We start from the raw sequence: 15,896 nt of genomic DNA on the forward strand, positions 1-15,896 counted from the left end.
GTGCTGGTATCCCCTAAATTTAGGGAACTCAATTGAATTGGCGGACAGACTCGACCTAAAACTTGCTATAGTGTGCTTTTTGTGAAGAAAGCCAATATTGAAAAGCTGTTAAAATAGTAGAAAACTAATAAAGATTGTAGTTCAAAAGACTTAATGTCGGTTTTTGAACAAGGTTTAATTCGTCTGTATATCCCGCCTTTTTGAAAATTCGGAGTAGCTTACCGTAGTCGTTACCGCTGGTTATCAGCTTTAGTTGGTATTCATCACATTTGATGACGACCTGGGTCTCCGTAATCTTGTGTTCCGATGGGTATACTTTAAAATAGCGCGAGATGCTACTAGGGATGCCCAATTTGAGTAAAATATGCATGGGCGATAAGCAGAATGTATCAATGGTTTCCTTTCCTCTGATCAAGCTAATTGAGCGTATTTCGTCTTTCAGCAAGGGGATGATGTTGTCGTTGCCATCAAAATTCCCTACTATCATAACCCCTTTAGGTAGGATTTCTAAATTGCATTGGGTCTGACATAATAAAAGATCGGTTTTGTAATCTTTGTTTTTGAAATCGACAAGACGAAACCTATACTTTGGTTTTTTATCTGAAAAATTTACGATGTTCTTTGATGATTTCGCAAATCGTGGAAGTGTTTCTTTCATTCCTGTTCTAGTAGGTTTGGTTCGTCGTATAGTTTTTCTCTGTGGTATTCCGCATACCGTGGGGGGGGGGCAATTTACAGAATAATACCATAATTTTTGCCGTGGTATTTCGTCTAGAGGTATAAACTAAGGTTATTAGGTGTGCATTTTGTCGATGATATATAAGCAGAATAAGGGTTGACAAATTGCTGTTTTTCCTCCAAAAAGTTATCAACAGAATTTTTGGGGATAAACTGTTGAAATCTTATGAAAAATTTATTTGTAAAATCAATTTAATTGAAAACCTTAAGTTTTATAGAAGTCCGCGTGCCTTGATCTCTAAATAGGTGTTAATAGTGTTGACGGTAAGCTTTTCAGGTCGCGTAAGAATAGTCTGTATTCCGTATTTTTGAAGTTCTTTTTGCATCAGTCGTTTTTCGAGCGAGAATTTTTCGGCAATGGTTTTATGGTAGATGCCCTGAAGGTCTTCTGCCTCTTTTGATATGAGTTCTTCCAGTTCGGTGTTCTCAAAAAATATGACCACAAGAAGGTGTTTTTTGGCAATGGCCACTAAAAAGGGAAGTTGCCTTTTCAGGGCGGATATGTGTTCAAAGTTGGTGTACAAGAGCAGTAAACTGCGTTGGTTGACATTGCGTTTTATATGGGCATACAGCATGCCGTAATCGGCATCGGTAAATTCGGTATTGATGTGGTAAAGCTTTTCAAGTATAGTGTTGAGGTGGGTAATTTTCTGAATTGCCGGAACAAAGGATTCTATTTTCTTTGAAAAAGTGATCATGCCCGTTTTGTCGTTTCGTTTTAGGGCAACATTTGAAAAGGCCAAAGCGGAGTTGATGGCATAATCTAAGAGTTTTAGGCCGTTAAAGGGCATTTTCATGACACGTCCGGTGTCAATAACGGAATAGATAGGTTGTGAGCGTTCATCTTGGTATTGATTGACCATCAACTGGTTGTTTTTGGCGGTGGCCTTCCAGTTTACGGTCCTGTAATCGTCACCTGGAACGTATTCCTTGATTTGCTCAAATTCTTGGGTGTGCCCGATCCGACGTATCTTTTTGAGTCCCACTTCCGTGAGGCGGTTGTTCATGGCCAAGAAATCGTACTGCTGCATCTGAATGATGCTGGGATAGACCGGCACCATTTGATCATTTTGAAATACGAATCTTCGTTTGATGATCCTAAGTGGGGAAGAAGCATAGATGTTCAGGTGGCCGAACACATATTCGCCGCGTTCAACGGGGCGTACAGTGTATCGGTGTTCTCGTTTTTCGCCTTTTTTTAATTGTGTTCGGTATTCAAAATCACGTTTTTGGAACTGTATCGGAAGCTCGTCTATGATAGATAGGTAGGAGGTGAAAGGGTAGAGGTTTTCAAATTGTATGGTGATGGGGTTTTCGTCGCTGTTCGATAGCTTTTTGGGAAGTGTCCGCAGGCCCCGGATAGCTTTGGGGACGGAGTAGAGCAGGTACAGGTCAAAGAGCAGTAGGGCCGCCAATAGCATGGTCAAAAGCCAGGCAATGGGGTAAAGTACGGGAAGCCAATAGCTCATGATAAAGCAGGCGGCAAGTAGGGCGATATACCGAAAGAAAACGTTATGTATGTAGAGCGATCTTAAAAACTGCATATTTACCTCGGGATTTCCACCGACTCGGTTATCATTTGTACCACGCTTTCGGTGGTCATGCCTTCCATTTCGCGTTCAGGCGTTAGAATGACCCGGTGGTTGAGTACGGGTACAAGTGCTTTTTTGACATCTTCTGGTGTTACAAAATCCCTTCCATTGATCGCGGCAAAGGCCTTGGCCGCATTTAAAGTGGCAATCGACGCCCTAGGCGAGCCGCCTAAATATAAATGGGGGTGGTTTCTCGTTTTGGTGATAATGTCCGCAATATATTTGATAACCTTTTCCTCGACGATAACCTCTTGGATCTTGTTTTTGTATTCGTTCAGTTCATCGGGGCTCACTACACCATTGATTGTTTCTTTGGCTATGGCTCCTTTTCGTTCATGGTGGCTCTTAATGATCAAGACCTCTTCTTCCAGAGAAGGATAATCTACCTTTATTTTAAACAGAAATCGGTCTAGTTGTGCTTCGGGAAGGGCATAGGTGCCTTCTTGTTCAATGGGGTTTTGGGTGGCCAATACCATAAAGGGCCGATCCATTTTATAGGTCTGGCCGTCCATGGTAATCTGCCTTTCCTCCATGGTCTCGAACATGGCGGCTTGGGTTTTGGCAGGGGCACGGTTGATTTCGTCGATCAAAACGATATTTGAAAATATAGGACCTTTTTTGTATTCGAATTCCGACTGTTTTACATTGAAAATGGAGGTGCCGAGAATGTCACTGGGCATTAGGTCAGGGGTAAACTGGATCCGGCTAAAATCGGTTTTCAGGGTTTTGGCAAAGAGTTTGGCCGTAACCGTCTTGGCAATCCCGGGCACCCCTTCTATAAGGACGTGGCCGTCTACCAAAAGTGATACGATCAAAAGTTCTATAAAATTATCTTGTCCGATAATGACTTTTGAGAGTTCTTTTTTTATTTGTTCAACAGCGTTTTTCAGTTCGTCTAACGGAATTCGGTTGTTGAAGTGGAGTTCTTCGTTAGGGTCGTGCGTTTCTTCCATGTGCTTTGTTTTTGAATTTTTCTATAGCCGTATTCAATTGTTGTAATTCGGTGTCGGTCAGGTTCGCTTTGGCTTCCACCTGATCTATAAGCGAAAAAAGCGAAGCGATCTCATCTTGGGTATGGTGGCTTCGTGAGGCCAAGTTTTTAAAGAAATCGTCTGTCCTTTCCGCAGTATTCAGATAAAAATGTGACCGAAGGTATTCTAAAAAATGGACGATCTTAAGTTGTGCAATTTGTTTTCGTTCCCCTTTTTCAAAATACATGTCGGCGATGGTGCGGGTAAAGGCCAGGGTTTGGTTTTTGAGGGGGGTGACGATAGGTATGGCCCTTTGTTTGCGCTTTCCTTCAAAAAATACGTACATGACGACTCCTATCAATACGAGATAATAGGCCCATTTAAATTCCTTGGTGCTCAAAAAAACGTGCATGGGAGACGTGTAGACCGCTTTTCCGGCTTTATGATGGTTGTCTATGTAAATGGTACGGGTGTCGTCTAGGTAAGAGAGTAGGCCCGCCGTATACTGTTTGTTGTCGTCCTTTAAGATAAAATAATTGGTAAAGGCTTTGGGGAATGTGCTGAGCACGATTTCTCCTTTGCCATAAGCTATTTTGATGACGTTGCCGAAGCCCGGGGTTTCGGTATTGTTCTCGTTGGAAACCGTACCTAAGACGGTTGTGATTTCGTTTTTGTACGCATCGAAATAGGTGGCGTAATCGTCTTTTTTAAAGGGATATGCGTTTTCTGGTTTTAGATTGGGGTTGACCAGTTTGTGCCGATATGAACGTATATTCCCAAACTCATTAAAAAGGCTTGCCGTATTAAGGTTGAGGGTGTCTAAAAGTGTCTGCTCAAAATTTTCCGAAGCAATGAAAAGGGTATTCCCATGGGTGGTCCAATCTAAAAGGGCGAAGAGTTCGGTATCGCCAAAATTGACGGAGTTGTTTACGAAAAAGTAGGTGCCCGAAGCTTCTTTGTTCGTCGATAGAAACTCAAAGGGCGATAGGTTTACCTGCTGTATCCGATCTTGGAAAAGACCTTGCATCACATCGTTCAAGACATAGGTGCCGTAGGGTATTTTGTGCTTGGCTACATAGGAGTCGCTCCAGTTTATCTCTTTAGGCCGGTTGTATTGGAAAAGCATCAGCAGTACCAAGGTGCCAACGGCAATAATGATGTATTTAAGGCCTTTTTTATCCATTTTTTTGTACCGATTTTTCTATGGATAAAAATGTTTGCCTTGCCCTTTGGTATCCTGTTTCGTCTATGGGGAAATCACCATACCATGTAAAATTGTACAAACGGGTGATATGGGTGAACGGATCTTTGAGGTCTGATTTTGATATTTCCCGTAGGTAGTCGTCATTGGTTTTCTGGGGTTCCCAGGCAATCAGTTCTTTTTCGCTCATCAATTTGAGCAGGTGTAGGTAGGAATAGCGCACCGCCAGTCGAAAATCATTTTTTGAGAGGGCCTGTTGTATAAGGTCGTGGATGTTCTCGTTTTTAATGATATGTTCCTCTTCGGAAATCGAAACCAGGGATTGGTTTTTTTGGGCCTCTTGAAGGGCCCTTGCATTGATGTTAAGAAAAAAACGTATCAGAATATAGATCAATAGGCCTAAAAGTAAATAGGGAGCAAGCCGTATGAGTCCCGCCAGAATGCCCGAGGCTTTTCCAACGCCGAAAATAAGCTCCAGTGTTCGAAGCATTAGATTACCGAGCCAACTTTTAAAATCGTCCCACCAAGTGGCTTCGGCTTCAAAGGTTTCGTAATTGAACGCCTTGTCATTTTGGTAAGGAAGCAAATCGGCATCACTGATTTTTTTGACCTTCAGTGGCTCGGAGTCGTACGAAATCTTCAGTGAGTCCTGCGGTGTGACAAAGGCCATGGAACAACACAGGGCAAAACAAAAAAAGAAAAACGTTTTTGGCATATTTATTCTTCGAAGGTTCGGCCGAGATTTTTTATACGTTCATAGGTGCCGGTAAAGTTCTTTTTTTCGTTCAGGTCAAAATAGATCAAAACGCCTGCCACAACGGATATGATATTCAAAAGAAATTGGGCAAGTATACTCATACTGCCCAAAGCGATGGATATCGGGTCGGCGACCCCAAAATTTTCGACGTCTATTTCACCTGATAATATTCCCATTTTGGCATAGTTGTAAATTGTACCGGGCAAGGCAAAGGCATAGCCGGTAACCATAACGATAATGCCTACCACGAAGAGCGAGGCAAAGGTGATCCACCAGTAATCCTTGACCAGTTTGAAACTGTCGCTAAAAGCGTCTGAAACTCCTTTGTTTTCAAAGGCGAGTAGGCAAAATGATAAAGATAGGGGCACGTACACGTAGATACCGGGTATAAGGCAGAAAAGAAAACCGAATCCTGCACAGATAGCTACTAAAAACCCTAGTCCGATAAACTTCCAAAACGAGTCGTAAACGTTTTGCTTTATTTCATCAAAATCGATATTGCCCTCGTTCTTAATGTATGACTTAATATAGAAAATGGTGGTGGCCTGTGCCATTATGTACGAAGTGATCAGGGCAATGAGAAAGGCGAGCGTAACGGTGAAGAAAAGAAAGGGAACACCCATTGAAGAGGAGAGGGCGTCATTTCTCTGAATAAAATCCCCTGTTTGGTACAGGTAAAATCCGTAGCAAATGATCATGGCCACAAGATAGGGGCCGACCAGTTTGAAGAAAGTAGTGAAAAATGATTTGAAATCGTTTCTCAAAAAAGCAAAGGTGTCGGATAAGATTTGGCCCATCTCCCGTTGTTTTTTGAACTCTATGTATTGTTTCATGGATTTGGTCTTTTATGCAGTCGTATAGGGTATATAACGTAGTAAAATAAAATTAGTGCCAAAGAGGCCAAAATAATGCAAATGGCAAGAAAGTCGGGCATTTCGGTATGTCGGGTGACAAAACCTTCGAGAAAGCCCGCTATGATAAAGAAGGGGATTGTACTCACCATAATTTTCAGTCCGTTGCGAACCCCTCTTTTAAACGATTCAATTCGCGTGTAGGTCCCCGGAAAAAGAATGCCATTGGCCAATACAAGTCCGGCGCAACCGGCAATGATGATGACCGATATTTCTATGGTGCCGTGAATCCAAATGGTACGTACCGATTCCCATAACAATCCTTTTTCGTAAAAAAAGTACTGAAAGCTGCCTAGCATAATACCATTATGCATCATAATATACAAGGTGCCTATTCCTAGCATAATACCGTAGGCAAAGGCCATAAGGGCCACGCGTATATTGTTGATGGTGATGCCCAAGAACATGTTGAATTCGCCCATTTGCTTGTAGACCGCCATAGGGTCGCCCTTTTCAATATTTTCGAGCGTCATGTTTACATAGGCATCGCCTAATATCGATCTTACAAAAGTACCTTCGTTGGCCGCGGAAAAGGCTCCGACCATACTAAAGAACAGAAACACCAAAAAAGAAATGCGTAACTCCCTTTGGTGGTAGAAGAACATTTTCGGAAATTCCGTTTTCCAGAATTCGAGTATTCGATTTTTGGGTTCGCGTTTGGTCTTGTAAATCTTTTGATGGGCCTGGGAGGCCAGATTGTTTAAATAGAGCTCTGTGTTGCTTCCCGGATAAAAAGTTTTGGCGTAGCTGAGGTGGTCGGTGATCTCTATATAAAGATCGGACAATTTATCGGGCGTCAACTTCGTTTTGTTGGTCAGGGTACTTTCAAAAGTAGCCCATTTGTCTTTATTTTGTTTTACAAAGGCGGCCTCGCGCATTAACGTTTGGTTTATACCAAAGAAACGAAACTATGGAACAATTTCAAATAGAAACGGCCCAAAATATAACCATAAACCAGAATACCGCACACCTCGGGGAACGTATGTTGGCCTACCTCGTTGATAGTTTTGTTATCATCGCTTATACCGTACTTGCTGTTGTAATGTTGCTTGCCATGGATTTGGATTTCAATGATATGTGGGCCCTATATCTACTTTTGAGCCTGCCCGCATTTTTGTATTATGTGCTCCTTGAAACTTTTACCGATGGGCGCACCGTAGGAAAGGCCCTTATGAAGATCCGAGTGGTAAAGTTAGATGGTTCAAAGCCCGGTTTTTCCAGTTATTTCGTTCGGTGGATCTTAAGGATTATTGATGTGGTGCTCAGCTCGGGCGGTGTTGCCGTTCTTACCATTCTGTTTCGGGGCAATGGTCAGCGTGTTGGGGATATAGCCGCCGGTACCACCGTAATCAGTGAAAAAAAACGAATTTCGTTAAGCGATACCCTGCTACGTGACCTGCCTGAGGATTATACCCCACAATTTCCCCAAGTGACGGTATTTAAAGATAGCGAGATGCAAACGATTAAAGAGCTTTACGAATCGGCAAAACGGAAGGGAAATCATAATGTAATCGTATCTTTGAGCGATCAAATTAAAAAGGTGGCACAAATTACGACCGATATGAAACCTATTGATTTTGTAGATGTAGTGGTCAAGGATTACAGCTACTACACTCAGCAACTCTAGAAATGGTAATAGCTTTTGTCTGGGGGTGAACGGAATTGACTCAGAAATACCCTGTAATGCATGTTTTATTTTCTAATTGATATTTTGGGCACCATAGCTTTTGCTATTTCCGGGGTCTTGGTGGCCATGGACAAAAAACTCGACTTGTTCGGAATTTTTATCGTAGCCTTCGTTACCGCGGTGGGTGGTGGTACCCTTCGTGATGTGCTCATTGGCAATACGCCCGTACTTTGGATGCGTGAGCCTATCTACATTACCGTAATTACCGGGGCGGTCATCTTTTCGGTTATTTTTGTTCGCCAATTGAAATACTTAAGAAAAACCCTGTTCTTATTCGATACAATAGGCATAGGCCTTTTTACGATGTTGGGTATAGAAAAAGGCTTGGCAATAGATCTCTTGCCCGTAATGTGTATAGCTTTGGGTACCATTACCGCGTGTTTTGGGGGTGTTATTCGCGATATGCTTTGCAATGAAATTCCGGTCATTTTCAGAAGGAAGGAAATATATGCTACCGCCTGTATTTTGGGGGGAATCAGTTATTTTGTTTTGGTACTGTTGCCCTTTGACGGTGCCTATGCCTATGTTGCGGCCATCCTGATTATCATTGTTACCCGATTATTGGCGGTTAAATTCGGTATAGCACTGCCCAATATTTACAGGAAAATCGAAAGCTAAGTTGCTGAACGGACTATTCTATGACCTCTGCTTTTTGAATGTAAATGTTCTGTGAGGGCCAATCGCCATCACCGGTTTCTACTTGGTTAATGGCATCCACCACGTCCATGCCCTGTATGACTTTTCCAAAGGGTGTAAAGTCGCCGTCTAGATGGTATGAGCCCGGGTCGGTGACCACGATAAAGAATTCGTAGGGCGATGCCAACATATGTGGGTTGTCTATTTCACTACTCGGCATTGAAATAGTTCCCCTGTGGTGGCGGTGGCCTTTTCGTGTGTCTGGAGGTAAAAGATACCGTCCGATCTTACTTCTTTTTTGCCCTGTTAACCTATCGTCCGAGTTGCCGCCTTGAATAATGAAATTCTTCACCACCCGATGAAATTGGGTGTTGTCGAAATACCCTTTGCGTGCGAGGTATATAAAATTGGCCTTGTGGTAGGGAACATTATCGTAAAGCTGCACCGTAAAGCTGCCGAAACGGGTAGTTATTTTTACTTTGTCGGCTTTTAGGTCTTTTTGGTAATTGAAGAAAAAATCGATGGCATTGTCTTCGGTGAGCACAAATTCCTCTTCTTTTTTCGTTTCGGAAGTGTCTACGGTTACCGAATCTTTTTTGCTTGCTGTCCGGGTCGGGGGCGTTTTTACCTTTTCTTTAGGATTTTCCCTACATGAGGCCAGAAAAATAAGTAGTAATATTGTTACTGTAAAAGAACTTTTAATTGTCATGAATTTTGATGATTTCTCCATACGAATACCAAAAATAAAGAATCTACCCTTACCCGGTGAAGCTTCGCATTTAAAAATGGCCCCTCAATTTAGGCTGGAAGACTTGCAGGCCGCCCGTAAAAAGTCGGCAAACACCAAAAAAGCTGCCGTTATGGCGCTTTTCTATCCTGATGAGGTCAACTTGACCCGCTTTTTGCTTATTTTGAGAAAGAGCCATCCAAAGGATGTGCACTCCAACCAAATCGGTTTTCCTGGCGGACAGGTAGAGGAAAATGATAGGGATATGAGGGCTACGGCATTGCGGGAAACCTATGAGGAAGTAGGCGTAAACCCGAATCATATTGAAATTGTAAAATCGCTTACCGAAATTTACATTCCGCCCAGTAATTTTGAGGTTCGACCCTATATGGGGCTCTACACGCGTCCCGAGCCTTTTACCAAGCAAGATACCGAGGTAGAGGAATTGGTAGAGGTCCGTTTGGCCGATTTTATGGACGACGCCAATGTTTTTACCGAAAACCTTACTACTTCCTATGCGACCGATGTGCCCGTACCTGCCTTTAAATTAAATGGTTATACGGTTTGGGGAGCTACCGGAATGATGCTAAGTGAAATCAAGACCTTGTTACAACAGGTTTTATAGGGGTAAATTCGTATTTTTGCAATCTATGGGCATATTCAAAGAAAATCCGTTCGGGCATATTTTATTTCTGAAAAAATGGCTTATTCGTGTTTTGGGACTTATGACCCACTCGCGATACAAGCGCTTTAACAGTCTTGATGTCGAAGGTTCTGAGATCATTCGGTCGTTACCTGACAAGAACGTTCTTTTTGTAAGTAACCACCAGACCTATTTTGCCGATGTAGTGGCTATGTTCCACGTATTCAATGCAAGTCTCAAGGGCCGCGATAATAACATCAAGAACGTGGGCTATATTTGGCAACCCAAGTTGAACATGTACTATGTGGCCGCTGCCGAAACCATGAAGAAAAGTCTTTTGACCAAGATTTTTGCCTATGCAGGGTCTGTAAGTGTAGAGCGGACTTGGCGTTCAGAAGGTAAGGATGTAAAAAGGCAGGTGAAAATGAGCGATATTTCCAATATAGGAAAAGCCTTGAACGACGGTTGGGTTATTACCTTCCCACAAGGTACTACCACGCCTTGGAAACCCCTGAGAAAAGGTACCGCACACATCATCAAAAAATATAGGCCCGTTGTCGTTCCCGTAGTTATTGACGGGTTTAGACGTTCCTTCGATAAAAAAGGACTCCGGATCAAGAAAAAGGGAATTCTACAGTCTATGGTTATCAAGGAACCCTTGGATATCGATTACGAGAACGAATCTTTCGACTCCATCATCGAAAAATTGGAGTATGCCATTGAACAGCACCCATCGTTTTTAAAGGTTATTTCCAAGGAAGACCTCATGGCCTACGAAGAAGAGAACGAACTCCGAAGGTTCCGTAATCGGCATAAAGTTTAGATTTCAAGTCTTTTTAGTTCTTTGTAGTTGCGCTTGAGCTTGCGCAAGAGTAGTCCGTAGAGCAAAAAGTATACCCCGCCGAAAAACGCTATCATGACTACGCCTATAATCGCCATTGATACCATTAGGGTGGTCTTTAACTTTTCAGGGGAAACGTCTTTGGTATTTGCGGCCATTTCCGAAAAGTTATCCATAAAACTATCGTTGAGATAGATGCCTATGATTACCAGGCCTATAAATATGAGTATGGTGGATAATGAGAAAATTACGTAATATTTTACCGTTCTTCGGGTTTTGATAATTTTTCGCATCAGACCCTTGGCACTATCGAGAACCGATATTTCCTTATATCTTTTGTAAAAGAGGAAAACGAAGTAGAATACTACCAGGTAGTAGATGACGGTCATGGCGACGAAGCATTGGTCTACAATGGTGTTATCGTAAATGCTCATACTTTTCCTAAAGGAAGGAATCAGGTACAGTAAATTGGGTAATATGATTTCTAGGATGCTGATAATCAGTATCCATTTAACAATGGAAGAGGATTTCTTCCATGTCATTTTATGTATTTCGTTATAGGTCAACTTAGGAAGCTGGTCGTTCTTCTTTTGCCAGTCTTTCTTTAAAAGTTCCAGTTCGTCCATCATATCCTTAAGGATTCAATATCGTTCTTAATTTTGTCTTGATCCTATTCATCTTCACTCGTGCATTTACCTCGCTGATACCGAGGGTTTCACTTATTTCGCGATAGTCTTTGTCTTCTAGGTATAGAAAGACCAAGGCCTTGTCTATATCGCCTAGTTGCTTTACCGCCTTGTACATGAGCTTTAACTGTTCTTCTTCCGTACTGTCGTATTCGTCGGCTTTTATCTTAAAGATTACGGACTCATAATCTTGGGTCTGAACACGTCTTTTCGACTTTCGGTACAGGGTAATTGCCGTATTCAACGCTACACGGTACATCCACGTACTGAATTTCGATTCGCCCCTGAATTTAGGGTATGCTTTCCAGAGCTGTATCGTAATTTCTTGAAACAGGTCTTTATGCGAATCCCTATCATGGGTATACAATGTGCAAACCTTGTGAACAATGTTTTGATTGTTCTCAAGCTCCGTAACAAATTGATGTTCCAGTTCTTTGTTCACTCCAAGTTGGTAGGTTGTTAGACTATTAGTAGCACTAAAGGATTAATTGTTACAGCGTCAATTTGGTTATTTTAAGCTGTGATTGAAGATATTGTTTTTGAAAATGGAATCAAGATCATTGATTTTTAAGGTGATATGATACTGTCAAGTGGATATGATTAATTTTAGAGATTACAATTTTGAATTTTAGTTAAAGTTAAATAAACTTTATTTCACTACATAGTGAAATGAAATTTCTTACGTTTTAATTTGTCCTAAAGGAATAAAACCTGTGGTTTGCCCGTGGGGTAAGTATTGAATGATTAATTTTGCCCATATTTTGGAATATGTCAGATATAGATGCACTTAACATCCCTAAATTGAGTCTACCGCGTATCGTAATTGTTGGTGGTGGTTTCGGGGGAGTGGCCTTGGCCAAGAAATTGAGCAAAAAAAAAGAAGTGCAAGTCGTGCTTCTTGACAAAAACAACTACCATACGTTTCAACCCTTGCTGTATCAGGTTTCCACGGGAGGGCTTGAGCCTGACTCCATAGCTTATCCGATCCGGAAGATTTTACAAGACTACAGCAACTTTTACTTTCGCTTGGCCGAAGTACAGCAAGTGAGGCCCGAATCAAAGGTTATCGTTACCAATATCGGTCAGTTGTCCTATGATTATTTGGTCATTGCCGCAGGTTCTACCACTAATTTTTTTGGCAATACCGAAATTGAGCTCAACGGTATGGCCATGAAGACCATTCCGCAATCGTTGAACCTTAGGAGTCTTATACTCGAGAATTTTGAACAAGCACTATTGACCGATGATTTGCATGAGCGCGATGCGTTGATGAATTTCGTAATCGTAGGGGGCGGACCTACGGGAGTGGAGCTGGCCGGTGCCTTGGCCGAAATCAAGAAAGGGATCCTTCCTAAAGATTATCCGGATCTAGATACCCGTAGGGCGCAGATCAACCTCGTGCAATCGGGGGACCGGATATTGAAGGGAATGAGCGATAATGCTTCGAAAAAGGCAGAGGATTTTCTAGAAAGCCTTGGGGTCAATATCTGGAAAAACACACGGGTTACCACTTATGATGGTAAAACGGCTTTGACAAAAACGGAACTGAAGTTTGAAGCGGCCACTTTGGTGTGGGCCGCCGGGGTAAAAGGCGTGCCTATCGCCGGGCTGGATGCCAAGGAAATTCTAGCGGGCGGCAACCGTTTAAAGGTTAATGAGTTTAATCAAGTGATCGGTCATGATCGTATTTTTGCCATTGGCGATATAGCTTGTATGCAGACAGACGCTACCCCTCAAGGGCACCCGATGATGGCGCAGCCTGCCATTCAACAGGGGCGTAACCTGGGTGAAAACCTATTGCGTTTGGTTCATGACGAAGCCATGGAGCCTTTTGTGTATAAAGACAAGGGTAGCATGGCCACGGTAGGTCGAAACAAGGCCGTGGTGGATCTAAAACATTATAAGTTTCAAGGGGTTTTTGCCTGGTTCGTATGGATGTTCATACACCTCTTTTTTCTTATCGGGTTTAGAAACAGGGTAGTGGTTTTTGTAAACTGGGTCTACAATTATGTACGCTTTGATAGGGAGGCACGATTGATCATACGTCCCTATCAGCGTGATTATTCTTTGTTCAAAAATCAAAAGACCTTATAGATCGAAGCTTGATAAGGGGCTAGTTCAAAATTGTTTCCGATTTGGGTGTTTTCGGCCTGATTGTTCGAAATGATGAGGCGTGCCTTTTCAAATGAAAATTCATTTATGCTTACCGAACTGGGTTCGGTTGAAAAGTTGAGGAGGACTAAAAATTGTTCCCCTTGCCATTCCCGGGCATAAGCATATACCTTTTCGTTGTCTTTAAGCAATAAGCGGTAGGTGCCATAGACTAGTCCGAGATGGTCTTTTCGCACTTGAACCATGTTCCTGAAGTAATTGAGTACCGAGTCTTTATCCGATTCTTGTGTTGCAACGTTGATACCTTCCTTGTAATTTTCATTCACCTTTAACCAAGGTTTTTTTACGGTAAAGCCCGAATGGGGCTCGGTATTCCATTGCATGGGAGTTCGGGCATTGTCCCTTCCGGCATCTTTTTCGTTTTTGATAAAAGCTTCCAGGTCACCGCCGGACTTTTTTATGCTTTCGTAGCGGGTCAGGGTGTTAATGTCTTGATAGTCGGTTATACGGTCAAATTTTATGTTGGTCATTCCTATTTCCTCTCCATACAAAAAATAGGGCGTTCCGCGCATTGAGAGCAGAAAGGTTTGTAATAGGGTGGCCGAGTGTTTCCAATGCGCCTTAGAGTCGCTTCCCCAACGGCTGACACTGCGGGGGAAATCGTGGTTGTTTAAGTAAAGGCTTCCCCATCCTTTTTTGACAAAGACTTCGTCCCATTCCGTGAATATCCGTTTAAATTCGGTGAGTTTCCAAGGTTCTTTTCTCATCTTAAAGGTCTCCCCGGGTTCACGGTCAAGGCCCATAAGGTCAAAATGAAAGAACATATTGAGTTCGTTTCGGTCTTCGTCAACAAAGTCCAAGGCCTGTTCTTTTCGAACACCGGGAGCCTCGCCAACCGTCATGACATCATACTTGCTCAAAACTTTTTCATTCATTTCCTGCAGGTACTCGTGCAAGTGGGGGCCTTCGGCGTAGTACGGAATAAAATCGCCCTTGTACTTTTCAGGAAGCTCGGGGTAATCGGTGTCTTTTGAAATGGTTGAAATCACATCCATACGGAAACCGTCTATGCCTTTGTCGAACCAAAATTTCATAAGGTCGTAGACTTCTTCCCTTACTTTGGGGTTTTCCCATTTGAGGTCGGGTTGTTTGGCCGAGTAGTAGTGTAGGTAATATGAATCGCTAGGTACGTCATACTTCCACGCATTGCTGTCTATGTCAAAATAACTAAAACGTTTTGGGGGAGTGCCTTTTTCGGCGGGCCACCAATGATAGTAGTCGCGGTAAGGGTTGTCTCTTGATTTTCGCGATTCAACAAACCATTGATGTTCATCGCTACTGTGGTTTACAACAAGGTCCATGGCCAGGCGTAGGTCCCTTTTTTTCATTTCGGACATAAGCTCGTCCATGTCTTCCATGGTTCCGAACTCGCCCATAATATCCCTATAGTTTGAAATATCATAGCCGTTATCGTCGTTGGGGGAAGTGTAAACGGGATTCAGCCAAATGATATCGACACCTAGGCTTTTTATATAATCGAGTCTTTTAATGATGCCCTGTAGGTCGCCAATACCGTTACCGGTGGTATCTTGAAAACTTCTTGGGTAGATTTGATAGACTATACCTTCTTTCCACCATTTTCGTTCGGTGTTTTCGTACATGTGCTTTATTTATTTTTTAAATATAGAACTTGTAGATTCAATAAAAGAGGGGGTAGGCGTATGGGGCTAAACTACAACGTTTTCGGTTTATAAATTTCCTGTAAAACAGCGTTTAAAGTGAAAATGAGGTGCTTTTTTGGGCTTCACCCAAAGGTTAAAATTGTCAAAATCAGCCATTTTTGGCCCGGGGTATGCTTATATTTATAATGACAAAACCAAGCTATGATTACATTGATCAGAATTGCATTCATATTTTTTATTGTAGCCATTGGAAAGTGTCAAACTCCCGAAAAGACACTACAGGGTGTTGAACCCCTTACGGAAAATTCGAACTTCAATACAAGTGCATATTCTTATCCGGTTTTTATGGATAATGAAATGCACTCGGAGTTTTTGATAGGCTATGAATTTGACGAAAAATTCATGGTTGAGCTACAGAATTACTATGACACCTATAGGACCTTTGATGTTCAAAAGGTATCGGTGAGACTAAAAAATTATGTTAGCGATAGGCTGTACTTCGTAAACGGGGCTGCAATGGAACGGGAATTGGATAAGCATGGTGCAAATGCACCCAGGCCACGTTATATCATGACGAACGGTGTTGGCTACGACATCAATAAAAATGTGATGATGGAAGTTAATCACGATTTGAACTTCAATAAATCGAATATAGGTACTTACGGAATGCCGAGTTTGTTGTCGATAAAAAGCAAAATTTAATTTTAATGCC

At 42.3% G+C, this 15,896-nt stretch carries 17 protein-coding genes; 6 read left to right on the forward strand and 11 right to left on the reverse strand.

Going from position 1 to position 15,896, the window contains the following annotated elements:
• Positions 1-124 precede the first annotated feature (124 nt).
• The 7 genes from B4Q04_RS18785 to B4Q04_RS18815 all read right to left on the reverse strand — a co-directional run bounded on the left by B4Q04_RS18785 (position 125) and on the right by B4Q04_RS18815 (position 7,048).
• Entirely contained in the window at positions 125-658 is a 534-nt protein-coding gene (locus B4Q04_RS18785) for a hypothetical protein (RefSeq protein ID WP_013991929.1), read from the reverse strand.
• A 292-nt stretch (positions 659-950) separates the two neighbouring features.
• The gene (locus B4Q04_RS18790) at positions 951-2,282 is read right to left on the reverse strand and encodes a DUF58 domain-containing protein (protein ID WP_088697712.1); all 1,332 of its coding nucleotides are present in this window, start codon (positions 2,280-2,282) and stop codon (positions 951-953) included.
• 2 nt (positions 2,283-2,284) lie between these two features.
• On the reverse strand, positions 2,285-3,283 hold the full coding sequence (locus B4Q04_RS18795; protein WP_013991926.1) for an AAA family ATPase: 999 nt from the start codon (positions 3,281-3,283) through the stop codon (positions 2,285-2,287).
• Positions 3,261-4,484, reverse strand: coding sequence for a DUF4350 domain-containing protein (locus tag B4Q04_RS18800; RefSeq protein ID WP_088697713.1), 1,224 nt, complete (start codon positions 4,482-4,484; stop codon positions 3,261-3,263). Before B4Q04_RS18800 ends, B4Q04_RS18795 begins: the two co-directional genes overlap by 23 nt.
• Complete coding sequence (locus tag B4Q04_RS18805) at positions 4,477-5,217, reverse strand: DUF4129 domain-containing protein (protein WP_088697714.1); 741 nt, start codon at positions 5,215-5,217, stop codon at positions 4,477-4,479. The genes B4Q04_RS18800 and B4Q04_RS18805 overlap by 8 nt, the downstream gene beginning before the upstream one ends.
• Before the next feature lie 2 nt (positions 5,218-5,219).
• On the reverse strand, positions 5,220-6,092 hold the full coding sequence (locus tag B4Q04_RS18810; protein WP_088697715.1) for a hypothetical protein: 873 nt from the start codon (positions 6,090-6,092) through the stop codon (positions 5,220-5,222).
• On the reverse strand, positions 6,089-7,048 hold the full coding sequence (locus B4Q04_RS18815) for a stage II sporulation protein M (RefSeq protein ID WP_088697716.1): 960 nt from the start codon (positions 7,046-7,048) through the stop codon (positions 6,089-6,091). Before B4Q04_RS18815 ends, B4Q04_RS18810 begins: the two co-directional genes overlap by 4 nt.
• Positions 7,049-7,080: 32 nt before the next feature.
• Between B4Q04_RS18815 and B4Q04_RS18820 the strand changes: the two genes are divergently transcribed.
• Together B4Q04_RS18820 and B4Q04_RS18825 are read left to right on the forward strand one after the other, a co-directional pair.
• A complete protein-coding gene (locus B4Q04_RS18820; protein WP_013991921.1) occupies positions 7,081-7,797 on the forward strand; it encodes an RDD family protein in 717 nt (238 codons plus the stop codon).
• Positions 7,798-7,857: 60 nt separating this feature from the next.
• Positions 7,858-8,475: a trimeric intracellular cation channel family protein gene (locus B4Q04_RS18825; RefSeq protein WP_013991920.1), complete on the forward strand. Its 618-nt coding sequence runs from the start codon at positions 7,858-7,860 to the stop codon at positions 8,473-8,475.
• A 13-nt stretch (positions 8,476-8,488) separates the two neighbouring features.
• Here B4Q04_RS18825 and B4Q04_RS18830 read toward each other — a convergent pair whose 3' ends face one another.
• Complete coding sequence (locus B4Q04_RS18830) at positions 8,489-9,202, reverse strand: peptidylprolyl isomerase (protein WP_236631050.1); 714 nt, start codon at positions 9,200-9,202, stop codon at positions 8,489-8,491.
• On the opposite strand from B4Q04_RS18830, the gene B4Q04_RS18835 reads away from it, so the two are divergent.
• Together B4Q04_RS18835 and B4Q04_RS18840 are read left to right on the forward strand one after the other, a co-directional pair.
• Entirely contained in the window at positions 9,201-9,845 is a 645-nt protein-coding gene (locus tag B4Q04_RS18835; RefSeq protein ID WP_088697718.1) for an NUDIX hydrolase, read from the forward strand. The two genes, B4Q04_RS18830 and B4Q04_RS18835, sit on opposite strands and share 2 nt — an antisense overlap.
• Before the next feature lie 25 nt (positions 9,846-9,870).
• Positions 9,871-10,686 (forward strand): lysophospholipid acyltransferase family protein, encoded by an 816-nt coding sequence (locus B4Q04_RS18840; RefSeq protein WP_013991917.1) that lies wholly within the window; start codon positions 9,871-9,873, stop codon positions 10,684-10,686.
• On the opposite strand, the gene B4Q04_RS18845 is transcribed toward B4Q04_RS18840, so the two are convergent.
• The gene (locus tag B4Q04_RS18845) at positions 10,683-11,333 is read right to left on the reverse strand and encodes a hypothetical protein (RefSeq protein ID WP_013991916.1); all 651 of its coding nucleotides are present in this window, start codon (positions 11,331-11,333) and stop codon (positions 10,683-10,685) included. The two genes, B4Q04_RS18840 and B4Q04_RS18845, sit on opposite strands and share 4 nt — an antisense overlap.
• Positions 11,334-11,337: 4 nt before the next feature.
• Positions 11,338-11,832, reverse strand: coding sequence for an RNA polymerase sigma factor (locus B4Q04_RS18850; RefSeq protein WP_013991915.1), 495 nt, complete (start codon positions 11,830-11,832; stop codon positions 11,338-11,340).
• A gap of 326 nt (positions 11,833-12,158) precedes the next feature.
• Between B4Q04_RS18850 and B4Q04_RS18855 the strand changes: the two genes are divergently transcribed.
• Positions 12,159-13,484: an NAD(P)/FAD-dependent oxidoreductase gene (locus B4Q04_RS18855; RefSeq protein WP_088697719.1), complete on the forward strand. Its 1,326-nt coding sequence runs from the start codon at positions 12,159-12,161 to the stop codon at positions 13,482-13,484.
• Here the strand turns inward: B4Q04_RS18855 and B4Q04_RS18860 are convergent.
• Positions 13,469-15,163: a glycoside hydrolase family 13 protein gene (locus B4Q04_RS18860; protein WP_088697720.1), complete on the reverse strand. Its 1,695-nt coding sequence runs from the start codon at positions 15,161-15,163 to the stop codon at positions 13,469-13,471. The genes B4Q04_RS18855 and B4Q04_RS18860 overlap by 16 nt on opposite strands.
• A 222-nt stretch (positions 15,164-15,385) precedes the next feature.
• On the opposite strand from B4Q04_RS18860, the gene B4Q04_RS18865 reads away from it, so the two are divergent.
• On the forward strand, positions 15,386-15,886 hold the full coding sequence (locus B4Q04_RS18865; protein WP_088697721.1) for a hypothetical protein: 501 nt from the start codon (positions 15,386-15,388) through the stop codon (positions 15,884-15,886).
• Positions 15,887-15,896: the final 10 nt, after the last annotated feature.

The sequence above is a fragment of the Zobellia sp. OII3 genome (assembly GCF_002211465.1).
GTDB classification, from domain to species: domain Bacteria; phylum Bacteroidota; class Bacteroidia; order Flavobacteriales; family Flavobacteriaceae; genus Zobellia; species Zobellia galactanivorans.

Bases quoted from the DNA above. Each gene is read 5' to 3' on its own strand.
- B4Q04_RS18785 (WP_013991929.1), bottom strand. From the start codon at position 658: ATGAAAGAAACACTTCCACGATTTGCGAAATCATCAAAGAACATCGTA.
- B4Q04_RS18790 (WP_088697712.1), bottom strand. From the start codon at position 2,282: ATGCAGTTTTTAAGATCGCTCTACATACATAACGTTTTCTTTCGGTAT.
- B4Q04_RS18795 (WP_013991926.1), bottom strand. From the start codon at position 3,283: ATGGAAGAAACGCACGACCCTAACGAAGAACTCCACTTCAACAACCGA.
- B4Q04_RS18800 (WP_088697713.1), bottom strand. From the start codon at position 4,484: ATGGATAAAAAAGGCCTTAAATACATCATTATTGCCGTTGGCACCTTG.
- B4Q04_RS18805 (WP_088697714.1), bottom strand. From the start codon at position 5,217: ATGCCAAAAACGTTTTTCTTTTTTTGTTTTGCCCTGTGTTGTTCCATG.
- B4Q04_RS18810 (WP_088697715.1), bottom strand. From the start codon at position 6,092: ATGAAACAATACATAGAGTTCAAAAAACAACGGGAGATGGGCCAAATC.
- B4Q04_RS18815 (WP_088697716.1), bottom strand. From the start codon at position 7,048: ATGCGCGAGGCCGCCTTTGTAAAACAAAATAAAGACAAATGGGCTACT.
- B4Q04_RS18820 (WP_013991921.1), top strand. From the start codon at position 7,081: ATGGAACAATTTCAAATAGAAACGGCCCAAAATATAACCATAAACCAG.
- B4Q04_RS18825 (WP_013991920.1), top strand. From the start codon at position 7,858: ATGTTTTATTTTCTAATTGATATTTTGGGCACCATAGCTTTTGCTATT.
- B4Q04_RS18835 (WP_088697718.1), top strand. From the start codon at position 9,201: ATGAATTTTGATGATTTCTCCATACGAATACCAAAAATAAAGAATCTA.
- B4Q04_RS18830 (WP_236631050.1), bottom strand. From the start codon at position 9,202: ATGACAATTAAAAGTTCTTTTACAGTAACAATATTACTACTTATTTTT.
- B4Q04_RS18840 (WP_013991917.1), top strand. From the start codon at position 9,871: ATGGGCATATTCAAAGAAAATCCGTTCGGGCATATTTTATTTCTGAAA.
- B4Q04_RS18845 (WP_013991916.1), bottom strand. From the start codon at position 11,333: ATGATGGACGAACTGGAACTTTTAAAGAAAGACTGGCAAAAGAAGAAC.
- B4Q04_RS18855 (WP_088697719.1), top strand. From the start codon at position 12,159: ATGTCAGATATAGATGCACTTAACATCCCTAAATTGAGTCTACCGCGT.
- B4Q04_RS18860 (WP_088697720.1), bottom strand. From the start codon at position 15,163: ATGTACGAAAACACCGAACGAAAATGGTGGAAAGAAGGTATAGTCTAT.
- B4Q04_RS18865 (WP_088697721.1), top strand. From the start codon at position 15,386: ATGATTACATTGATCAGAATTGCATTCATATTTTTTATTGTAGCCATT.